General features: G+C 74.7%; 21 protein-coding genes and 1 pseudogene. 6 read left to right on the forward strand and 16 right to left on the reverse strand.

Features of this window, described 5'->3' with window-relative positions:
* Positions 1-112: 112 nt before the first annotated feature.
* The 5 genes from ACQPW6_RS03520 to ACQPW6_RS03540 form a co-directional block, all read right to left on the reverse strand.
* A complete protein-coding gene (locus ACQPW6_RS03520; RefSeq protein WP_433888040.1) occupies positions 113-400 on the reverse strand; it encodes a DUF427 domain-containing protein in 288 nt (95 codons plus the stop codon).
* Between the two features lie 20 nt (positions 401-420).
* Entirely contained in the window at positions 421-1,023 is a 603-nt protein-coding gene (locus tag ACQPW6_RS03525) for a hypothetical protein (RefSeq protein WP_433888041.1), read from the reverse strand.
* A gap of 65 nt (positions 1,024-1,088) precedes the next feature.
* Positions 1,089-1,586 carry a DUF5709 domain-containing protein gene (locus tag ACQPW6_RS03530; RefSeq protein ID WP_433888042.1) on the reverse strand — a complete coding sequence of 166 codons (498 nt, stop codon included), beginning with the start codon at positions 1,584-1,586 and terminating at the stop codon, positions 1,089-1,091.
* A complete protein-coding gene (locus ACQPW6_RS03535; protein ID WP_433888043.1) occupies positions 1,583-1,753 on the reverse strand; it encodes a hypothetical protein in 171 nt (56 codons plus the stop codon). The genes ACQPW6_RS03530 and ACQPW6_RS03535 overlap by 4 nt, the downstream gene beginning before the upstream one ends.
* A gap of 149 nt (positions 1,754-1,902) precedes the next feature.
* A complete protein-coding gene (locus ACQPW6_RS03540) occupies positions 1,903-3,114 on the reverse strand; it encodes a carboxylate-amine ligase (RefSeq protein ID WP_433888044.1) in 1,212 nt (403 codons plus the stop codon).
* 173 nt (positions 3,115-3,287) lie between these two features.
* Between ACQPW6_RS03540 and ACQPW6_RS03545 the strand changes: the two genes are divergently transcribed.
* Positions 3,288-4,820: an MFS transporter gene (locus tag ACQPW6_RS03545; RefSeq protein WP_433888045.1), complete on the forward strand. Its 1,533-nt coding sequence runs from the start codon at positions 3,288-3,290 to the stop codon at positions 4,818-4,820.
* 51 nt (positions 4,821-4,871) lie between these two features.
* On the opposite strand, the gene ACQPW6_RS03550 is transcribed toward ACQPW6_RS03545, so the two are convergent.
* Complete coding sequence (locus ACQPW6_RS03550; protein ID WP_433894406.1) at positions 4,872-5,492, reverse strand: alpha-ketoglutarate-dependent dioxygenase AlkB; 621 nt, start codon at positions 5,490-5,492, stop codon at positions 4,872-4,874.
* A gap of 90 nt (positions 5,493-5,582) precedes the next feature.
* Between ACQPW6_RS03550 and ACQPW6_RS03555 the strand changes: the two genes are divergently transcribed.
* Together ACQPW6_RS03555 and ACQPW6_RS03560 are read left to right on the forward strand one after the other, a co-directional pair.
* The gene (locus ACQPW6_RS03555) at positions 5,583-7,124 is read left to right on the forward strand and encodes an ATP-dependent DNA ligase (RefSeq protein WP_433888046.1); all 1,542 of its coding nucleotides are present in this window, start codon (positions 5,583-5,585) and stop codon (positions 7,122-7,124) included.
* Positions 7,125-7,205: 81 nt separating this feature from the next.
* Positions 7,206-7,861 (forward strand): annotated as a pseudogene (locus ACQPW6_RS03560) (endonuclease).
* On the opposite strand, the gene ACQPW6_RS03565 reads toward ACQPW6_RS03560, so the two are convergent.
* Complete coding sequence (locus ACQPW6_RS03565) at positions 7,858-8,844, reverse strand: IS481 family transposase (protein ID WP_433894407.1); 987 nt, start codon at positions 8,842-8,844, stop codon at positions 7,858-7,860. The pseudogene ACQPW6_RS03560 and the gene ACQPW6_RS03565 overlap by 4 nt on opposite strands.
* A 267-nt stretch (positions 8,845-9,111) precedes the next feature.
* Between ACQPW6_RS03565 and ACQPW6_RS03570 the strand changes: the two genes are divergently transcribed.
* A complete protein-coding gene (locus ACQPW6_RS03570) occupies positions 9,112-9,390 on the forward strand; it encodes a hypothetical protein (protein WP_433888047.1) in 279 nt (92 codons plus the stop codon).
* A 108-nt stretch (positions 9,391-9,498) separates the two neighbouring features.
* On the opposite strand, the gene ACQPW6_RS03575 is transcribed toward ACQPW6_RS03570, so the two are convergent.
* The 8 genes from ACQPW6_RS03575 to ACQPW6_RS03610 form a co-directional block, all read right to left on the reverse strand.
* Positions 9,499-11,358 (reverse strand): complex I subunit 5 family protein, encoded by a 1,860-nt coding sequence (locus ACQPW6_RS03575; protein ID WP_433888048.1) that lies wholly within the window; start codon positions 11,356-11,358, stop codon positions 9,499-9,501.
* Between the two features lie 8 nt (positions 11,359-11,366).
* A complete protein-coding gene (locus ACQPW6_RS03580) occupies positions 11,367-11,711 on the reverse strand; it encodes a sodium:proton antiporter (protein WP_433888049.1) in 345 nt (114 codons plus the stop codon).
* The gene (locus ACQPW6_RS03585) at positions 11,708-12,421 is read right to left on the reverse strand and encodes an MnhB domain-containing protein (RefSeq protein WP_433894408.1); all 714 of its coding nucleotides are present in this window, start codon (positions 12,419-12,421) and stop codon (positions 11,708-11,710) included. Before ACQPW6_RS03585 ends, ACQPW6_RS03580 begins: the two co-directional genes overlap by 4 nt.
* Before the next feature lie 33 nt (positions 12,422-12,454).
* Positions 12,455-12,796 carry a Na(+)/H(+) antiporter subunit B gene (locus ACQPW6_RS03590; RefSeq protein ID WP_433888050.1) on the reverse strand — a complete coding sequence of 114 codons (342 nt, stop codon included), beginning with the start codon at positions 12,794-12,796 and terminating at the stop codon, positions 12,455-12,457.
* On the reverse strand, positions 12,793-13,167 hold the full coding sequence (locus ACQPW6_RS03595; protein WP_433888051.1) for a cation:proton antiporter: 375 nt from the start codon (positions 13,165-13,167) through the stop codon (positions 12,793-12,795). Before ACQPW6_RS03595 ends, ACQPW6_RS03590 begins: the two co-directional genes overlap by 4 nt.
* The gene (locus ACQPW6_RS03600; protein WP_433888052.1) at positions 13,158-13,472 is read right to left on the reverse strand and encodes a monovalent cation/H+ antiporter complex subunit F; all 315 of its coding nucleotides are present in this window, start codon (positions 13,470-13,472) and stop codon (positions 13,158-13,160) included. Before ACQPW6_RS03600 ends, ACQPW6_RS03595 begins: the two co-directional genes overlap by 10 nt.
* A complete protein-coding gene (locus ACQPW6_RS03605) occupies positions 13,469-14,044 on the reverse strand; it encodes a hypothetical protein (RefSeq protein ID WP_433888053.1) in 576 nt (191 codons plus the stop codon). Before ACQPW6_RS03605 ends, ACQPW6_RS03600 begins: the two co-directional genes overlap by 4 nt.
* A gap of 179 nt (positions 14,045-14,223) precedes the next feature.
* Positions 14,224-14,604: a hypothetical protein gene (locus ACQPW6_RS03610; RefSeq protein ID WP_433888054.1), complete on the reverse strand. Its 381-nt coding sequence runs from the start codon at positions 14,602-14,604 to the stop codon at positions 14,224-14,226.
* Positions 14,605-14,971: 367 nt separating this feature from the next.
* Between ACQPW6_RS03610 and ACQPW6_RS03615 the strand changes: the two genes are divergently transcribed.
* Complete coding sequence (locus ACQPW6_RS03615) at positions 14,972-15,403, forward strand: YchJ family protein (protein WP_433888055.1); 432 nt, start codon at positions 14,972-14,974, stop codon at positions 15,401-15,403.
* Positions 15,400-16,083 (forward strand): hypothetical protein, encoded by a 684-nt coding sequence (locus tag ACQPW6_RS03620; RefSeq protein WP_433888056.1) that lies wholly within the window; start codon positions 15,400-15,402, stop codon positions 16,081-16,083. The genes ACQPW6_RS03615 and ACQPW6_RS03620 overlap by 4 nt, the downstream gene beginning before the upstream one ends.
* A 137-nt stretch (positions 16,084-16,220) precedes the next feature.
* Here ACQPW6_RS03620 and ACQPW6_RS03625 read toward each other — a convergent pair whose 3' ends face one another.
* Entirely contained in the window at positions 16,221-17,483 is a 1,263-nt protein-coding gene (locus ACQPW6_RS03625) for an MFS transporter (protein ID WP_433894409.1), read from the reverse strand.
* Between the last annotated feature and the right edge of the window lie 273 nt (positions 17,484-17,756).

The raw sequence follows: 17,756 nt of genomic DNA on the forward strand, positions 1-17,756 counted from the left end.
GAGTGTCGTCGCGTCACCGGTGCGGTCGAAGTGACCGCTGTGGTTGGTGTGGTGACGATGACACTGCCCTACGGCACCCTGCGGAGGCGGCCGGCCACGCCGGGCGCGCGGGTCATCCCTCCGAGATGTCCACCCCGCGCCAGAACGCGACATGGTCCTTGATGTGCGCGGCCTTCTCCTTCGGGGCCGGGTAGTACCAGGCCGCGTCGGCGTTCTCCGCGCCGTTGACGCTGAGCGTGTAGTAGGAGGCGCCGCCCTTCCACGGGCAGACCGACGTCATCTCGGACGGCTTGAAGAACTCGGTGCGCACCGAGTCCGGCGGGAAGTAGTGGTTGCCCTCGACCAACTGGGTCTCGTCGCTCTGCGCGATGACCTCACCGTTCCAGGTTGCTGTGATCATCACTCCAGTATGCCGCGCCGTCAGTCGTTGAAGCGGCCCGCCAGGTGCTCGCTCTCGCCCAGCGGCAGTTCGCGGTCGATCAGCGGGATCAGATCCCGCCGCTCGTGCACCAGGTACTGGTCGATGTCGGCGACCACCCCGCCCGCGGTCAGCGCGTACGTTCCCTCGGGCGGCGCGCCGGCGATCATCGCGTCCAGCATCCGTACCAGCTGGTCGCCCTCCTCGCGGTCCCGGCGGACCGGCTGGGCGATGTGCGGGCCGTGCTGCTCCAGGGCGTCGCGGGCGGTGCTGTTGGCGGCGGCGACGTGCCGGCGGAAGCCGTCGGCGAGCGGGCGCAGCTCGGCCGGGCCGGGGACGCCGTGGTTGCGCATCTCGTCGATCAGCTGCCGCAGCCGGTCACCGGACTGGATGATCCGGTACGACAGGCCGGCGGTGTACCCCGGCGGGTAGTGCGGCGAGGCGGCGTCGTCGGCCGCGACCTGGCCGGCCTCGTCGAACCGCACGCTCTGGTTGAGGATGTTGTGCGGTCCGCTGATCCGCGGGTGGGTGCCGGGGCCGCCCGGCTCCCCCGGCTGCGGCTCCTGGGGTTGGCGCTCCTGCGGCTGCTCGCTCACATGGCTCATGTCACCGGCTCCTCGTCTGTGTCGCCTCGCACGCTTCCCGCCGTCCGGCGCGGCTGCCGGTCCGGTCAGCCGTCGTCCTCCGCGTCCGACCACTCCGGGTCGTCCACGATGTGCACCGCGGCCTCCTCGGCGGAGGCGGCGCCGCCGTCGATGCCGACGTCCTCGCCGGCCGTGCCGTCGCCTGCCGTCGCCTCGTCGCGGTCCCGCGTTCCCTCGTCCGGGCCGACCAGCCGGCCGGAGCGGGCGTCGCCCACCTCGGAGTCGAGCAGTTCGCCGTCGGAGTCGGGGTTGTCGCCGAGCCCGTCGCCGCTGTACGGCGGGGTGTCCGGCCGCTCCCTGGCCAGCCGGGAGTCCAGCGACTCGCCGTCGTGCTGCTCGGCGGCCGTGGTGCCGGTGTCCTCCACCGCGCGCGGGCGCTCCGGCGGGGAGTAGCCCTCGTCGAGCACGTCGGACAGGCCCCGGTCCTCAAGGGTGTCCTCCGGCTCCAGCGGTCCGGCGTCCTCCTGGATCTCGGAGCCGTCCGGCTGGTAGACGTCGTCGCCCATCTCGCCCTGATCGGTCATGCGCTCGCTCCCACTTCACGCGGCACGGCCCGGTGGAGGGCCGGGACGGTGCCGGACGTGGTGGGCACCGGCCGCTGGGTCTCGCCGGCCGCGGACAGCGGCTGCCACGCGGACGTCGGCTCGATCTGCCCGACACCCGCAGGCGCCGCCAGGAATGCGGTTCGCACGGTCACCACGTCCTCTCCGTCCCGGGCGCCCCGGAACGCCGTGTGCGGCTCGGTCTCCTCTTGCTCGCCTGTGTCGGCTTCCTCGGGCTGGCGCCTACCCGGCGGCCAGGAGCGGAAACGGTCGGTCCACCCGTCACCACTGTCCCCCATCACGGCCGATCCGGCGCGTCACCGGCGCCGCCCGGATCCTCCCCGGGACCGGTCGCGGGCGCGGTGCCGCGGGCCTGCGGGGCGATCACTCCGAGCAGCCCTTCGAGGCCGCCGTCGCGCAGCGCGCGGCGCTGCCGGGCGGCGCCGGTGCCCTCCTCCAGCAACTGCCGCACCCCGTCGGTCACCCGCCGGGTGTCGCCGAGCTCGTCCAGGGCGGGGGCGAGGTGTTCGAGCAGGGCATCGGCCACCTCGGCGGCCGGCGCGGGGACGCCGGACAGCGGGTGGACGAGGTCGGCGTCCAGGCCGTGCCGGGCCGCGTGCCAGCCGGCCGCGTAGACGATGCTGCCCGGCGGGTCGAGCGCCGGGGCCCCCTCGCGGGTCTCGCGCAGCGCCGTCACCACCAGGGCGCGGGATATGCCGGCAAGCGTCACCGCGCTCGCGGTGTCCAGCTGCACGTCGGGGGCGCGGACCTCCAGTGTGGGGTACTCGTCGGAGAGCCGGGCGTGCCAGTAGAGCTGGTGGCGGTCCCGGATCACGCCGGTGGCGAGCAGCGCGTCGGCCCGCTCCTCGTACTCCTTGGCGTCGGTGGTGAACGGCGGCGAGCCGCTGACCGGCCAGCGGCCGAAGACCACCGTCCGCCAACTGCCGAACCCGGTGTCGCGGCCGTTCCAGAACGGCGAGTTCGCGCCCAGCGCGACCAGCACCGGCAGCCACGGCCGCAGCCGCCCCAGTGCGGCGGCGCCGGCCGACCGGTCGGGCACCGCGACATGGATGTGCATGCCGGTGATCAGCTGCTCGTCCACCAGCTGGGCGGCGTCGGCGCGCATCAGCCGGTAGCGGGGGTTCTCGGTGACCGGCACCTCCTCGTCGGAGGCGAAGGGGGCGGCGCCGGTGGCGGCCAGCAGGCAGCCGGCCCGGCCGGCCGCGGTGGCCACCGCCGTACGGAACCGGTCCAGGTGGCCGGCCACCTCCGCCAGCGAGCCGCACACCGGAGTGGCCACCTCGACCTGCGCCTGGAGCAGCTCGTCGTCCACCTCGTCGGGGCCGAGCCGGTACTCCAGGTCGGCGGCGGCCTGCACCTGGGGCGCGCGCGGCGACGGCAGCCAGGTCCGGCGGTCGAGCAGCAGGTACTCCTCCTCGACGCCGAGCGTCGGGCCGGAGCTTCCGGACGCGTCGGATGTGCCGGACGCGTCCGCGGGGTCAGTCGTCATGTGCGGCCGCCTACCCCGCACGGGCGATCGCACCGCCCGAACTGCGGACCGCGGTGTGCGGACGCGCATGCGAGGCGGACTTTCCGGGCACCCGTGCCTGCGGACGGGCAGAGCGCCGCCGCGGCACCGGCGGCGGCCGACACGGCGGGGGCAGACCAGGAAGAGGGCACCGCATGAGCGCATCGTCCGCACCCTCCGCACCGCGCGAGGACTCCGGCCGGGGCGGGCGGGAGCGCGACCACCGCTGGCCGGCGCTCGCGGTGTGCCTGACCGCGAGCTTCATGACCCTGCTGGACGTGAGCATCGTCAATGTGGCGCTGCCGTCCATCCGCAGCGGGCTGGACGCCTCGCAGGGCGGCCTGCAGTGGGTGCTGTCGGGTTACGCGCTGACCTTCGGCCTGGTGCTGGTGCCGTCCGGCCGGATCGGTGACGTGCGCAGCCGGCGCGCGGTGTTCATGGTCGGCCTGGTGGTCTTCACCGCGACCAGCGCGCTGGCCGGTGCCGCGCAGAACGAGACGTGGCTGGTCGTCGCCCGGCTGCTGCAAGGCATGGCGGGCGGCATCCTGGTGCCGCAGGTGTCCGGCTTCATCCAGCAGATGTTCCGCGGCGCCGAGCGCGGCCGGGCGTTCGGCATGCTGGGCGCGACCATCGGGGTGTCCACGGCGATCGGCCCGCTGCTCGGCGGGCTGCTGATCCAGGCGTTCGGCACGCAGGACGGCTGGCGCTGGGTGTTCTACGTGAACCTGCCCATCGGACTGGCCGCGCTGCCGCTGGCGCACCGGCTGCTGCCGGGACCGCCGGAGAAGGACTCCGACGAGGAAGAAGGCGGGCGGCGGCGCAGCGACCTCGACCCGTTCGGCGTCGTCCTGCTCGGCGTCGGGACGGTCGTCCTGCTGCTGCCGTTCGTGCAGGAGCAGGAGTGGAAGAGCGCCCTGAAGTGGCTGCTCGTGCCGCTGGCCGCGCTGATCCTGGCGGCCTTCGTCGGCTGGGAGCGGCGCTACAGCCGCGAGCACGAGCCGCTGGTGGACCTGAGGCTGTTCCGGGAGCGGTCCTTCGGGCTCGGCACGCTGCTGTCGCTGCTGTACTTCGCCGGTTTCACCGCGATCTTCTTCATCCTCACGCTCTACCTGCAGAACGGTAAGGGGTACTCGGCGCTGGAGGCGGGCCTGTCGATCATGCCGTTCGCCCTGGGTTCCGGGGCGGCGGCGGCCGTCGGCGGCCGGATCGTGACCAGGGTCGGCCGGCCCCTGGTGGCGGCGGGTCTGGTGATGGTGGTGGTCGGGCTGCTCGGGGCGGCGCTCGCGGTGCACCTGGACTCGACGAGTTCGGTCGGCTGGGCGACCGCGGCCCCGCTGCTGTTCGCCGGGCTCGGCAGCGGTCTGGTGATCGCGCCGAACCAGACGCTGACCCTGAGCGAGGTGCCGGTGGCCCGGGCGGGCAGTGCGGGCGGGGTGCTGCAGACCGCGCAGCGGATCGGGTCCGCGGCCGGCATCGCGGCGGTCGGGTCGGTCTTCTTCTCCCGGGTGGACAGCCGGGGCGCGGACTGGTCGGGCGCGTTCCAGCTCGGCCTGCTCACCGCGACCGGCCTGGCGGCGCTGGCGCTGGTGGTCGCCCTGGTGGACATCTTCGGCGGTTCGGGCGACCCGGCCCCTGACGGCAGGGGCCGGGGTGCCTCCCGGCGCCGGGCCGACACGTCGAGCCGCTGAGGTGGTCCAGGGCGCGCGGAGGGCAGCCCCGTTCAGTGCACGATGCGGGGCTCAGCGCACGTTGTGCGGCCGGAACTGGATGCTGATCCGGCCGCCCACCGCCGACCGGGTCTTGGGGATCGCGTGGTCCCAGGTGCGCTGGCAGGAGCCGCCCATCACGATCAGGTCGCCGTGGCCGAGCGGGCGGCGGATGGTCGGGCCGCCGCCGCGGGGCCGCAGCAGCAGCGGGCGCGGGGCGCCGAGCGAGAGGATGGCCACCATCGTGTCCTGCTTGGCGCCCCGGCCGGTCCGGTCGCCGTGCCAGGCGACGCTGTCCTGCCCGTCCCGGTAGAAGCACAGGCCAGCGGTGGCGAACGGCTCGCCGAGCTCGGCCCCGTAGTGCGCGCTGAGCCGGTCGCGGGCCTGGTCGAGCAGCGGGTCGGGCAGCGGATCGCGCTCGCCGTAGTGGGCCAGCAGCCGCGGTACGGGGACCAGGTTGTCGTACATCTGGCGCCGCTCGGCCCGCCACGGCACCCGCTCGGCCAGCTCCGCGAACAGCTCGTCGGCGCCGCTGAGCCAGCCGGGCAGGGTGTCGATCCAGGCGCCGTGGTCGAGGCCGGTGCGCCGCACTCCGCCCAGGTCACCGAGGGCCGGTGCCCCGGTGCCGAACAGTGATGCCTGCTGGTGCTCCATGTCCGCCACCCTAACTCCTTCCTCGTACATCCATTCGATTAAGTGCGTGTCGCACGCGCGTTCCCGGCCGTCGCGACGCAGGATGGGAACATGCTCTTCGCCGATGTCGCCCGGGTCTCGCGGGAGGTCGCGGCCACCTCCGCGCGGTCCCGCAAGACCGCGCTGCTGGCCGAGTTCTTCCGGGCCACCGGGCCGCAGGACGTGCCGATCGCCATCGCCTACCTGGCGGGACGGCTCCCGCAGGGCCGGCTCGGGGTCGGCTGGGCCGCGCTGCGGGACCGGGCCTCGCCCGCCCCGGAGCCCGCGTTGACGGTGACCGAGGTCGATGCGGCGCTGACCGCCGTCGGCGCGGCCGTCGGTCCCGGATCGCAGGGCGTGCGGCGCACGCTGCTCCAGGATCTGTTCGGCGCGGCCACGGCGCCGGAGCAGGAGTATCTGATCGGCCTGATCAGCGGCGAGGTGCGGCAGGGCGCGCTGGACGCGGCCGCCGCGGAGGGCCTGGCGGCGGCGACCGGCGCCGCGCCCGCGGACGTCCGCCGCGCGGTGATGCTGGCGGGCGCGCTCGACCCGGTGGCGCAGGCGCTGCTGGCCCGCGGCCCCGAGGCGCTGGCCGGCTTCTCGCTCACCCTGGGGCAGCCGGTGCTGCCGATGCTGGCGAGCAGCGCCGGATCGGTGGCCGAGGCCGTCGCGAAGGCGGGCGCCTGCGCGGTGGAGGAGAAGCTCGACGGCATCCGGGTGCAGGTGCACCGGGACGGCACCGCGGTGCGGATCTTCACCCGGACGCTGGACGACGTCACCGCCCGGCTGCCGGAGGTCGCCGCGGCCGTGCTGGCGCTCGACGGCGAGCGCTTCATCCTGGACGGCGAGGTGCTGGCCCTCGACCGGGACGGCCGGCCGCGGCCGTTCCAGGAGACGGCGGGCCGGGTCGGCTCCCGGGTGGACGTGGCCGCCGCCGCCCGCGCGATGCCGGTCTCCGCGGTCTTCTTCGACGTGCTGTACGCAGACGGCCGCGATCTGCTCGACCTGCCGTACGGCGAACGGCACCAGGTGCTGGAGCGGCTGCTGCCCGACGAGCTGCGGGTCCGCCGGGCGACCGTCGCCGACCCGGCCGACGAGGCGGAGCTGCGCGCCGCCGACGACTTCTTCGCGCGGACGCTGCGCCGCGGCCACGAGGGCGTGGTGGTCAAGGCGGCCGGCGGCCCGTACGCGGCCGGGCGGCGCGGCGCCTCGTGGCTGAAGGTCAAGCCGGTGCACACGCTCGACCTGGTGGTGCTCGCGGTCGAGTGGGGGCACGGCCGGCGCACCGGCAAGCTGTCCAACCTGCACCTGGGCGCGCGGGACGAGGACGGCTCGTTCGTCATGCTCGGCAAGACGTTCAAGGGCCTGACCGACGCGCTGCTCGACTGGCAGACGGAGCGTCTGCGCTCGATCGCGGTCAGTGACGACGGCCATGTGGTCACCGTACGCCCCGAGCTGGTGGTGGAGATCGCCTACGACGGGGTGCAGGCCTCCACCCGCTACCCCGGCGGGCTGACCCTGCGCTTCGCCCGGGTGCTGCGCTACCGCGAGGACAAGACGGCGGAGCAGGCCGACACGGTCGCCACCGTGCGGGCGGCGCACGACGGCGAGTGACAGCGGCGACTGACGGCGCCCGCTCCGGGTACCCGAGGGGCCGGGGCGGAAGGCGTGGCGGAATCGGAAGTGGAGGCATCCATGACCAGGCCGACGCAGAAGAAGATCGTCCAGGCACTCGTCCAGGCCCACGGCCGCACGTACGCCGCCGAGGCCGGCATCACCCTGCGCGACACCCCGCAGCCGCTGTACCGGCTGCTCGTGCTGGCCGGGCTGCTGAGCACCAGGATCCGCGCGGAGATCGCGGTCGCCACCGCGAAGGAGCTGGCCGCGGCCGGGATGCGCGACCCGCGCCGGATGGCCGGCGCCACCTGGCAGCAGCGGGTCGACGCGCTCGGCCGGGGCGGCTACCGGCGGTATGACGAGAGCACCGCCACCCGGCTCGGCGAGGGCGCGGAGCTGGTGCTGAGAGAGTACGGCGGCGACCTGCGCGAGCTGCGCGCCCGCGCGGACGGGGACCTGGCCGAACTGCGCCGCGGGCTGCGGAAGTTCCCCGGGGTCGGGCCGACCGGCGCCGACATCTTCCTGCGCGAGGTCCAGCAGGTCTGGCCGGAGGTCGCGCCCTACCTGGACGCCAAGACCTCCAGGGCGCGGGGCTGCTCGGGCTGCCGGAGGACCCCGGCGCGCTGACCCGGGCGGCCGGCGGCACCGAACCGGCCGTACTGGCCGCCGCCCTGGTGCGGGTGGCGCTGCACAAGGACGCGGCGGGCGAGGTGCTTGAGCAGGCCGGCAGCTAGCTGTATTGACCCGCAGGGTTGTTGACACGGCTGATCGGGGGTTGTCCTCCGAGTGCGGTGTGGCAGCGATGGTAGTTGTAAGCGTGCAGGAAGGGTGCGAAGGCTTCGGTGCGTTCGGTGTTGCTGGCGTAGGGCTTGAGGTAGGCCCATTCGTCGAGCAGGGTGCGGTTGAAGCGTTCTACTTTCCCGTTGGTCTGGGGCCGGTAGGGCCGGGTTCGTTTGTGGGTGATCCCGGCCGCGGTCAGGGCGTCGCGCCAGGCGTGGGATTTGTAGCAGGAGCCGTTGTCGGTCAGGACACGCTCGACGGTGATCCCGTGGCCGGTGTAGAACGCCTGGGCCCGCTGCCAGAAGGCCACGGCGGTCTCTTTCCGCTCGTCGCCCAGGATCTCGCTGTAGGCCAGGCGGGAGTGGTCGTCGACGGCGGTGTGGATGAAGCTGTAACCGATCTTCGGGGTGCCGGAGGGGCTGCGGGCGGGTGTGGTGGCCTGGCGGTTCGCCTCGCCGGCCTGGCGGTCCATGACGCGGTGGCCGCCACCGTCGGGAATGTTCCCGAGTTTCTTGATGTCGATGTGGACCAGCTCGCCCGGCCGGTCCCGCTCGTAGCGGCGGATCACCGTGCCGGTCGGACGGTCCATCCAGGCCAGCCGGTTCAGGCCGTGCCGGGTCAGGATCCGGTGCACCGTCGATGTCGGCAGGCCGAGGACCGGGCCGATCCGGGCGGGCCCGAGCTTGCGTTCCCGGCGCAATTCGCACACGCGCACTTCGATAGCCGGCTCAGTCCGGTGCGGCGTGGTGCGGGGTCTGCTCGGCCGGTCGGCCAGACCCGCCTCACCCTCGTCCCGCCACCGCTTCACCCACTTGTAGCCCGTTGCCCGGGAGATTCCCATCTCGGCTGCCACATGAGCCACAGGCCGGCCGGCATCGACCCGCTGAACCAGCAGCCGTCTGCCGTGAACGGTCAGCCGGGCATTACGGTGGGACACGAAGACCTCCATGCGGTGCAGTCCTAGACAGCTCCACTGCATCGGAGGTCTTCGCCATGATCAAGCCCGACACGTGTCAACAACGCTCGTGATCAATACAGCTAGCGGGGGCAGGGGGCTTCGCGGAGGCCCCCGGCGGGTGCCTCGCGGGGGCTCCGGGGCCGAATGGCGGCGGCCCGCCACCCGTTCGTGCGCCCCGAAGTGCGGCTCCGCGCGCACCGGGTGAGGGTGAAGGCACATACCCACCCCCCTTCACAGGAGAGTGTCATGCTTCGTCGTATCGCCATCACCCTCGCCGCCACCACCGCTGCCGGCTTCCTGGCCGTCGGCACCGCCTCCGCCGCGCCGATGGGCCACTCCGCCCAGCACGACGCGGGCGGCTGGGCGTCGGGCGAGTACTCGCACACGGGTGGCAACGCCGGGTTCGAGGCGGTCAACCTCGGTGGCCCGTGGGGCATCACCAAGGTCAGCGGCCACATCGCCGGCCACCACAACACGGGCGCCTTCGACCTCGGCGGCTTCGAGCACGACTCGATCGGCCGCTGACACCGGCGCTCCCCGCGTCGCCCGCCGGCCCCGTCCCACGGCTGCTCCCGCCGTGCGACGGGGCCGGCCCGCGTCCCGGGGTCTTCCGGTGCGGGGCCGCCGTCGGCGTCACATCTGGGTGCCCACCGCCACCAGCAGCACGGCGAGGCCCACCGTCAGCCAGGTGAGGTAGTCGCCGAGCAGGCCCGAGTGCAGCCGGCGCAGCGGCAGCACCAGCCGGCGGTCGGCCGCGCCGGCGCCGGCCCGGGCGGCCCGGACGGCGGCGCCGGCCCGGCCGGGAAGCCAGACGGCCGCACCCGCCAGGGCGACGGCCAGAACGGTGGAAAGCAGCCCGAGCAGCACGCCCGGCAGCGTCCACGCCGTCTCCGGCAGCGGGTGCGGCAGGGCGGGGGCGGGCAGCCCGCGCACCTGGGCCAGATAGCCGGTGCGGTCCTCGAACGCGCGGGCACCGCCGGCCAGGGCCCGTCCGACCCCGGGCCAGACGCCGACCGCCAGGCCCGCCGCCAGCAGCGCCGCGGGCACCGCCGTCATCACCAGCGGCACCGGCCGCCGGGGGTCGCGTACCTCGGGCTCCTCGCCCTCGCCGCTGGTCTCGTTGTCGGAGTGGCTGCGGGTCGGGACGGGACCGGCCCCGGCGAAGATCCGCAGCCCCGCGCGCAGCACGGCGCCGCCGGTCACCGCGGACACCAGGACGTAGACCGCGGGCAGCCAGCCCGCGTACCCGCCGGCCGCGTGCTCCGCGACCGCCTTGCCCAGCGCGGTGCCGAACGGCGGCAGCCCGGCCAGCGCGAGGCCGCCGAGCAGGAAGAGGCCGCCCTGCACCGGGGTGTCCCGGCTGCGGCCGTGCAGCCCGTGCTCGTCCACCGAGCCGTGCCGGTCGAGCAGCACGCCGACCAGGCCGAACAGCGCCGCCTTGACCCCGGCGTGGCCGGCCACGTAGAGCGCGGTGCCCGCGGTGGCCTCCGAGGTGAGCAGGCTCACGCCCAGCAGGTACAGCCCGGTGTGCGCGATGGTGGAGAAGGCGAGCAGCCGCTTCAGGTGCCGCTGCTGCCAGCACATCACCGCGCCGACCAGCGCCGTGAGCACGCCGAGCGCCGCCATCGTGTGGGTGAACGCGGCGGCCGGCACCCCGCCCGCGCCGGCGAAGACCGTGCGGTAGATCCGGGCGGTGCCGTACACGCCGAGCTCCACCATCACGCCGGACATCAGCATGCAGACCGGGCTGGGCGCCACCGCGTGCGCGTCCGGCAGCCAGAAGTGGAACGGCACGGTCGCCGACTTCACCAGCATGCTCGCCATCACCAGGACGAACGCGGTGACGATCAGCGCGTCCGCGTGGTGCCCGGCCAGCGCCGCCCCGGTCTGGGCCATGCCGAGCTCGCCGGTGCGGGCGTAGAGCAGGCCGATGCCGAGCAGCGAGCAGTAGGCGGCCAGCGAGTTGACGACGCCGAAGGTCAGGGCGCCGTGCAGCGGGCGCGGGTCCTCGATCCGGTAGCCGGTCAGCGCGTAGGCGACCACCCCCATCAGCTCGAAGAACACGAAGGCGTCGAACAGGTCGCCGGTCAGGGCGAATCCGCACATGCCCGCCTCGAAGAGCAGCAGCAGCGCCGGAAACGTGCCGCCGTGCCCGCGCGGCGGCTCGTCGAAGTACTGCCAGGAGTAGACGAGCGCGGCCAGGATCAGCGCCGCCGCGAGCAGCGCCATGCCGATGCCGAGCCGGTCGCCGACCAGCACGATGCCCACGCTCCGCCCGCCGTGCACCGTCCAGCCGCCGGCCCACGACACCACCCGGCCGTCGCCGGCCCGAGCCCAGAGCAGGGCCAGCTCCGCGGTGGACAGGACGGCGAACGCGGTCGCCAGCGCGTCGATCGCCGGCCGGGGCAGCAGCCGGCCGCCGAGGGTGAGCAGCACGGCACCGATCAGCGGGATGACGACGGCCAGCGGCAGCAGATCGACCGTTTCCGGCACGGGCGGCCTCAGCCCCTCAACTCGGTGAGGGCTTCCGGGTCGACGGTGCCGGTCCGCTTCCTGATCTGGATCACCAGGCTGAGCAGCAGCGCGGTGACGGTCGCGCCGACCACGATGTCGGTGAGGACCAGCGCCTGCACCACGGGGTCGACCACGGTGCTGCCGACGGGGATGTCGGAGAAGACCGGTGCGGTGCCGCCGTGCCGGAAGCCGACGCCGATCAGCAGCACGTAGGTGGACGACTGGGCGACGGCGAGCGAGCCGACGGCGTGCACCAGATTGCGGCTGGTCACCATGCCGTACAGGCCGATCAGGAAGATCCAGCCGGCGGCGACGAAGGGCAGTGCGGTCATCTCGGGTCGTCCTCCGGTCCGGTGATCTCCACGGCCTGGTCGAGGAACTGCGCCAGCAGCACGATCACCCCTGAGGCGACCTCGATGCCGACGGCCGCGTTCACCAGCGGCACCAGGCCGGCGGAGGAGAGCTGGTTGAACGTGCCCAGCGGCAGCACGTTCTGCAGGTAGGCGCCGCCGGCGATCAGCCCGGCCAGGCCGAGCGCGGTGAAGGCGCCGGCGCCGATCGCGTCCAGTGCGGAGAAGACGGCCAGCGGTCTGACCCGGCGCAGCACCCGGTAGTCGGCGGCGACGTAGGCCAGGTGCAGCCCGGTGGCCAGCACGACACCGCCCTGGAAGCCGCCGCCGGGGCTGAGCTGGCCGTGCGCCACCACGTAGGCGCCGACCAGGACGGTCACCGGCAGCAGGCCGGCGCCGAGCAGCAGCGTGGAGGGCAGCACCCGGCCCGGTTGCGGCCGGGCCCGGTCCTCGTCGCGGGCCCGGCGCAGCAGGGCGACCGAGCCGAGCACCGCGCCGAACAGGATCGACTCCTCGCCGAGGGTGTCGAGCGCGCGCTGGTCGAAGTTCACCGCGGAGATGACGTTGGCGGTGCGGTGCTGGACGGCCGCCTGGACCGCGCGGGTGCCGTAGGGGTGGTCGGCGGTGCCGAACCTGGGCAGCTGCGTGCAGGAGAGAGTGAACGCGACGGCGAAGACCGCGGCGGCGGCCAGGAAGAGTGAAGAGTACGGTCCGCACCTTGCGGGTCATGGCCGCTCACCGCCCGGCGGGTGCGGTTCGTCGGACGCTTCCGACGGCTGCTCCGGGTCCGGTCGGCGCCGTTCACGATCGCTCGGCAGCCGTCGCACCTTGCGGACCGTCAGCAGGATGAGCAGCGGGGTCACGGCGCTGCCCACCGCGAGCTGCGACAGCGCCACGTCGGGGGCCTGCGCGGCGAGGAACAGCAGCGAGAGGCACAGGCCGAGGACCGAGAGGACGACGGCCTGCCGGGCCGGGTCTCGGGTCAGTGCGGCGGCGGTGGCCGCGATCACCACGAGCACCAGCGCCGCTGCCACCAGGAAGTCGACGGCGCCCGAGGTGCCGGTCACGCGGGACGCTCCCGGGGCATCGGGTCGGTCGTGGCGTCGTCGGCGCCGCGCGCGCCCTGTGTGCCGGCCGCGTCGTCCTCGCGGTCTTCCTCGGTCTCGCGGGCGATGGTCCGGCCGATCACGATCGCCAGGGCGGGGCCGGTCACCGCGGTCAGCGCGCCGATGAACAGCAGTTTCACCGCCGCCCTGCCGGGGCCCGCGTCGAGCGCGAGCGCCAGGGTCACCAGCGGCACCCCGAGCGAACCGGCAGGCGACAGCGCGTGCAGCCTGCCGTACGGCCCCGGCAGCACCAGCAGCGCCAGCGCGGAGAGCAGCAGTACGGCGGCGCCGCAGCCCAGCAGCGCCAGCGCGACCGCGTGGGTCACGTCCATTCGTCACGCCTCCGTCCTTGCCGGCCGGGGTCCGCGGGCCGCGGCGGCGGGCCCTCGCCGCCGGCCAGCAGCCGGGCGAAGACCAGCGTCCCGGCGGGGGCCAGCACCGCCGTCACCAGGGCGAGGTCGTTGTACGAGGGACGGTGCAGGCCGCGGGCGGTCAGCAGGAAGACGGCGACGCAGACCACACCGCCCATCGCCATCCCGGTGAGCCGCTGCGCGGGGCCGCCGCGGCAGGCCCGCCACAGGCAGGGGGCCATGCCGGCGGGCAGCAGCACACAGGCGGCCAGCAGCCAGGCGTTCACGTCAACCGCCGTCCGCCGAGGGCGCGTTCGACCGCGGACGCGGCGGGGCGCAGCAGATGCGCCGTCAGGTCGTGGCCCGCGGCGGGTGTGCGGGCGGCTTCGCCTCTCTTCGCCGTCCCGGTGGTGGCGTCATCAGCGGTATCGGGGGCGCCGTCTTCGGGCGGCCCGGCGGCGGCCCGGCGGATGTCGATGACGCAGGCGCCCGGGCTCGCCGAGAGCAGGGCGGCGGCCAGGGCCGCGTCCACCTCGGGTGCCGTCCTGATGGTGACGAGCACGCCGGGATCGCCCCGGCGGAGCAGGGTCCGCAGGACGGCCAGGGCGAGTTGCCCGGTCTCCCGCAGCAGGGTGCCGGGGAAGGCCGCGGCGGCGACGGCCAGCCGGCGGCCGGTCCGCGGCCGCGGGTGCTCGGCGCGGCGGACCGCCTCCGCGGTGACCGCGCCCAGCAGGGCGAAGCCGGCGCCCACCATCAGTTCGAGCGCCGACACGGCGGAGATCAGGACGAGGTAGAGCACGAAGAGCAGCACCCACCAGGCGAGCAGGTTCACCGCGGCTGCTGCCGTCCCCCGAGCCATCCGACGTCGCCTCCTCGCTCGCGCACCGGCCTCCGCCCGGTATACCGGCAGACCCGGGCCCTGGCGCGCTCCCGCGGCGGACACGCCACCGCGGGGCACTCCGATGCCACGGGCAGCGTCTGTCCCGGGGGCAGGAGGTGAAACGCGGTGCGCGGGCCGGCCGGCGCCGGCTCATCGCGTCACTGGTTGTCCAGCCGCAGCCGGGCCTCCTGCTCCTGGTCGCCGGCGGCGGTGCCGGTCACCTTGACGCTGAACGCCTCCGCGAGGCCCTCCCGCAGCCGGTCCACGGCGCGGTAGCCGCCCTGGGCGGTGAGGTCCACGGGGGCGGTGAGCCGGGCCGGGCCCGGCAGGCCGAGCGTGCGGGACACGTCGAAGGTCGCGGTCCACACCATCGGGCTGCCGTCACCCGAGTCGGCGGGCAGGTCGTCCGGCGAGCGGTCGGAGGAAAAGCTGGCGTGCAGGGTGCCGAGGACCGTGGCCGCGTCCTCCTTGGCACAGTCGTCGAGCGTGACCGCGACCTGGGCTGACGGGTCTGCTGACTGATCGGGCGCCGTACTCACGGTGGTTCCTTCCGTCGGTGTACCGGTTCCGCGCGCGCGGCGACCCCGGGTGCTCAGCGCATTTCCGTTCACGGCGGCATAAAACCAAGGTTGCTGCGAATGGCGGGCGCTCACGGCCTTCCGCGGGACCCCGCCCACCTCCCGCCCGCCCCGGGGTCGGACCCCGTTGAGCCCGGGCGGCCGAGGCGGGCGGCCGGTTGCCTCCGGCGGGCGGGGCGGGACGTCAACCCCGGCCGTACAAGGCCAGGGCCCGCCCGCCCCGGGGTCGGACCCCCACTGACTCCAGCCGCGCAGGCTGGGCCCCGTTCGCCTTCGCCCGCCCCGGGGCGGGTTCGGCGCCGCGGCGGGTGCGCGGCACAATCGGGGGATGGCCAGACGAACCGCGCGCCGACCGGCCGCCGCTCCCCCGCCGACCGCCGGCTGCCCGTGCGGGACCGGGCGGCCGTACGGCGACTGCTGCGGCCGGCTGCACAGCGGCGCGGCCGGGGCGGCGAGCGCCGAGCAGTTGATGCGGTCGCGCTACAGCGCCTTCGCCGTCCAGGACGCCGGCTACCTGCTGCGCACCTGGTCCGCCGCGACCCGCCCGCGCGAGCTGCGGTTGGACGCGGACGTGCGCTGGACCGGCCTCGACATCCTCGCCACCACCGGCGGCACCGCCTTCCACACCGACGGCACGGTGGAGTTCCGCGCGCACTTCACCCACGACGGCCGGCCCGGCGAGCAGCACGAGAACAGCCGCTTCACCCGGGAGGACGGCCAGTGGGTGTACGTGTCCGAGGCGGAGGCGACGCCCCGGTGAGTGACGGCACCGGCGGGAGCGGCGCGCCCCGGTTCGGGTCCGAGCCCGGCCGTACGGTCCTCGACCCGGCCCGGAGGGCCGCTCTCGCCGACGAGGTGCGGGCCTCGCTTGAGGCCGCGTGCCCGGGGTCGCGGGCGCGGCTGCGCGGGTCGCTCGCGGCGGGGACGGCCGACCCGTACAGCGACATCGACGTCGAGTGGACGGTGCCCGCCGGGCGGTTTCGCGAGTGCGTGGAGGGCACGCGGGCGGCGCTTGAACGGGTCGGGGCGCTGATGTCGCTGCGGTCGGACCCGGATCTCGCGGCGGCCGCCGGGCAGCGGCTGCTGTTCGCCGCCTTCAGCGGGCAACCGCTGTTCTGGCGGCTCGACCTGGAGGTCCACGCGGAGCCGCCGGGCGCGGCGGGCGTGCCCGACCCGGGGGCCACCGACCCGTGGTCCCCCGCTGCCAGCGCCCTGGCCAACGCCGTCGCCGCGGTAAAGGCATTGCGCCGCGACCGCCCCGACCTCGCACTCTGCCTGCTCGAACGCGCCCTGACCCGAGTCGGCTCCCCCGCGCGCCCCACCACCCGATGGTCCGCCGACATCCAGGTGCTCGCCGAGGCCGCCACAGCCTCCGACCCGGCACAACGCCCCCTGGCCGAGGCGGTCCTCACCCTGGCGGACGAATACCTGCCGAACTGACCCTGCCGCGCAGCAGCCCGTCAGGCACCGGGGAGAGCGCGAGTCACAGGCCACCGGCCGGACCATGCCACCCGACCGCGCGCGCCTGCCCGGACCGGCCCGCCCCGCCTCGTCGAACAGGCGCGGCCGCGCCGGGATCACGCCACCGGTCGGCGCGAGTCGTAGCTGATGAAACTGCGCTGGAACAGCGCGATCAGGGCGATCGCCGCGATGCACGCCAGGCCGCCGCCGACGACCGCCACCGTCGGGGTGAACGCGTCGGCCACCGAGCCGGACAGGAAGTCGCCGAGGCGGGGGCCGCCGACCACCACGACCAGGAAGACGCCCTGGAGGCGTCCGCGCATGTCGTCCGGGGCCGCGGACTGGAGCATCGTGTTGCGGAAGACCATCGAGATCGTGTCCGCGCAGCCGGCCAGCGCGAGGAAGACCAGGGCGAGCCAGAGGTTGCGGGTCAGGCCGAAGACGGCGATGGCGGCGCCCCAGGAGCCGACGGCGAACAGGACGGCCATGCCCTGCCGCTTCACCCGGCCGAGCCAGCCGGAGAACACGCTGCCGAGCAGCGCCCCGACCGCGGGCGCGGCCGCCAGCAGGCCCACCGTGCTGGTGTCGCCGCCGAACCACAGCCCGGCGACCGCCGGGAAGAGCACCCGCGGCTGCGCCAGCACCATCGCGGCCAGGTCGGAGATGAACGTGGTGCGCAGGTTGGGCCGGGCGGCCAGATAGCGCAGGCCCTCGATGACCGAGGGCCGCCGCCGTACGGCACCGTCGCCCTCGCCGGGCAGCATCGCCGGCAGCCGCCACATCGCGTAGAGCGAGGCGGTGAACGCGACGGCGTCGATGATGTAGGCGGCCTGGTACCCCCACAGGCCGACCAGCACCGCGCCGAGCATCGGGCCGGCCATCTGCCCGACGCCGCCCGCCAGTGAGGCGAGCGCGTTGGCCGCGGGGAGCTGCCCGGGCGGCAGCAGCCGCGGGATCATCGAGGAGCGGGCCGGCGAGTTCATCGCGAAGCACACCGCCTGGAGCGCGACGATCGCGTAGAGCACGCCGACCGACCGCAGGTGGACCACCGCCACGGCGGCCAGCGCCACCGACAGGACGGTCAGCCCGGCGGCGGTGACCAGGCCCAGCCTGCGCCGGTCCACGGCGTCGGCGACGGCCCCGCCGTAGAGCCCGAAGACGATCAGCGGAACGAGCGAGCACAGGCCGACCAGGCCGACGTAGAAGCTGGAACCGGTGATCGCGTAGACCTGGAGCGAGACGGCCATGGCCGTCATCTGCTGGCCGATGTACGACACGGTGTTGCCGAACCACAGCCGGCGGAAGTCCGGGTGCTCGCGCAGCGGGCTGATGTCGGCGAGCAGCCCGGAAGTGCGCCGGGCCGGCGCCTTGCCGGGTATCGGGGGCGCCGGCGGCCCGGGCCTGGCGTTCCGGTCCTTCTCGCTGTTGAGCACGTCGAAGGGTAGCAACGGTGCCCTCGGCCGCCGGTGGCCGGGTCCACCGCCCCGTACACGCGCTCGAATGGACCCGTTCGGCTCAGTGACCGGTAAACCGGCTGGTGGCGGGGGTCGGGGCGGCATACGCTGACCGGGACGAGCAGGCTTCACGACCGTTTACCCGGCCCCCGAGCCCGTCCCGGAACGAGTCGCCGACTAGGCCGCGGTTCCGGTCAC

The sequence above is a fragment of the Streptomyces sp. CA-111067 genome, assembly GCF_050956065.1.
Taxonomy (GTDB): domain Bacteria; phylum Actinomycetota; class Actinomycetes; order Streptomycetales; family Streptomycetaceae; genus Actinacidiphila.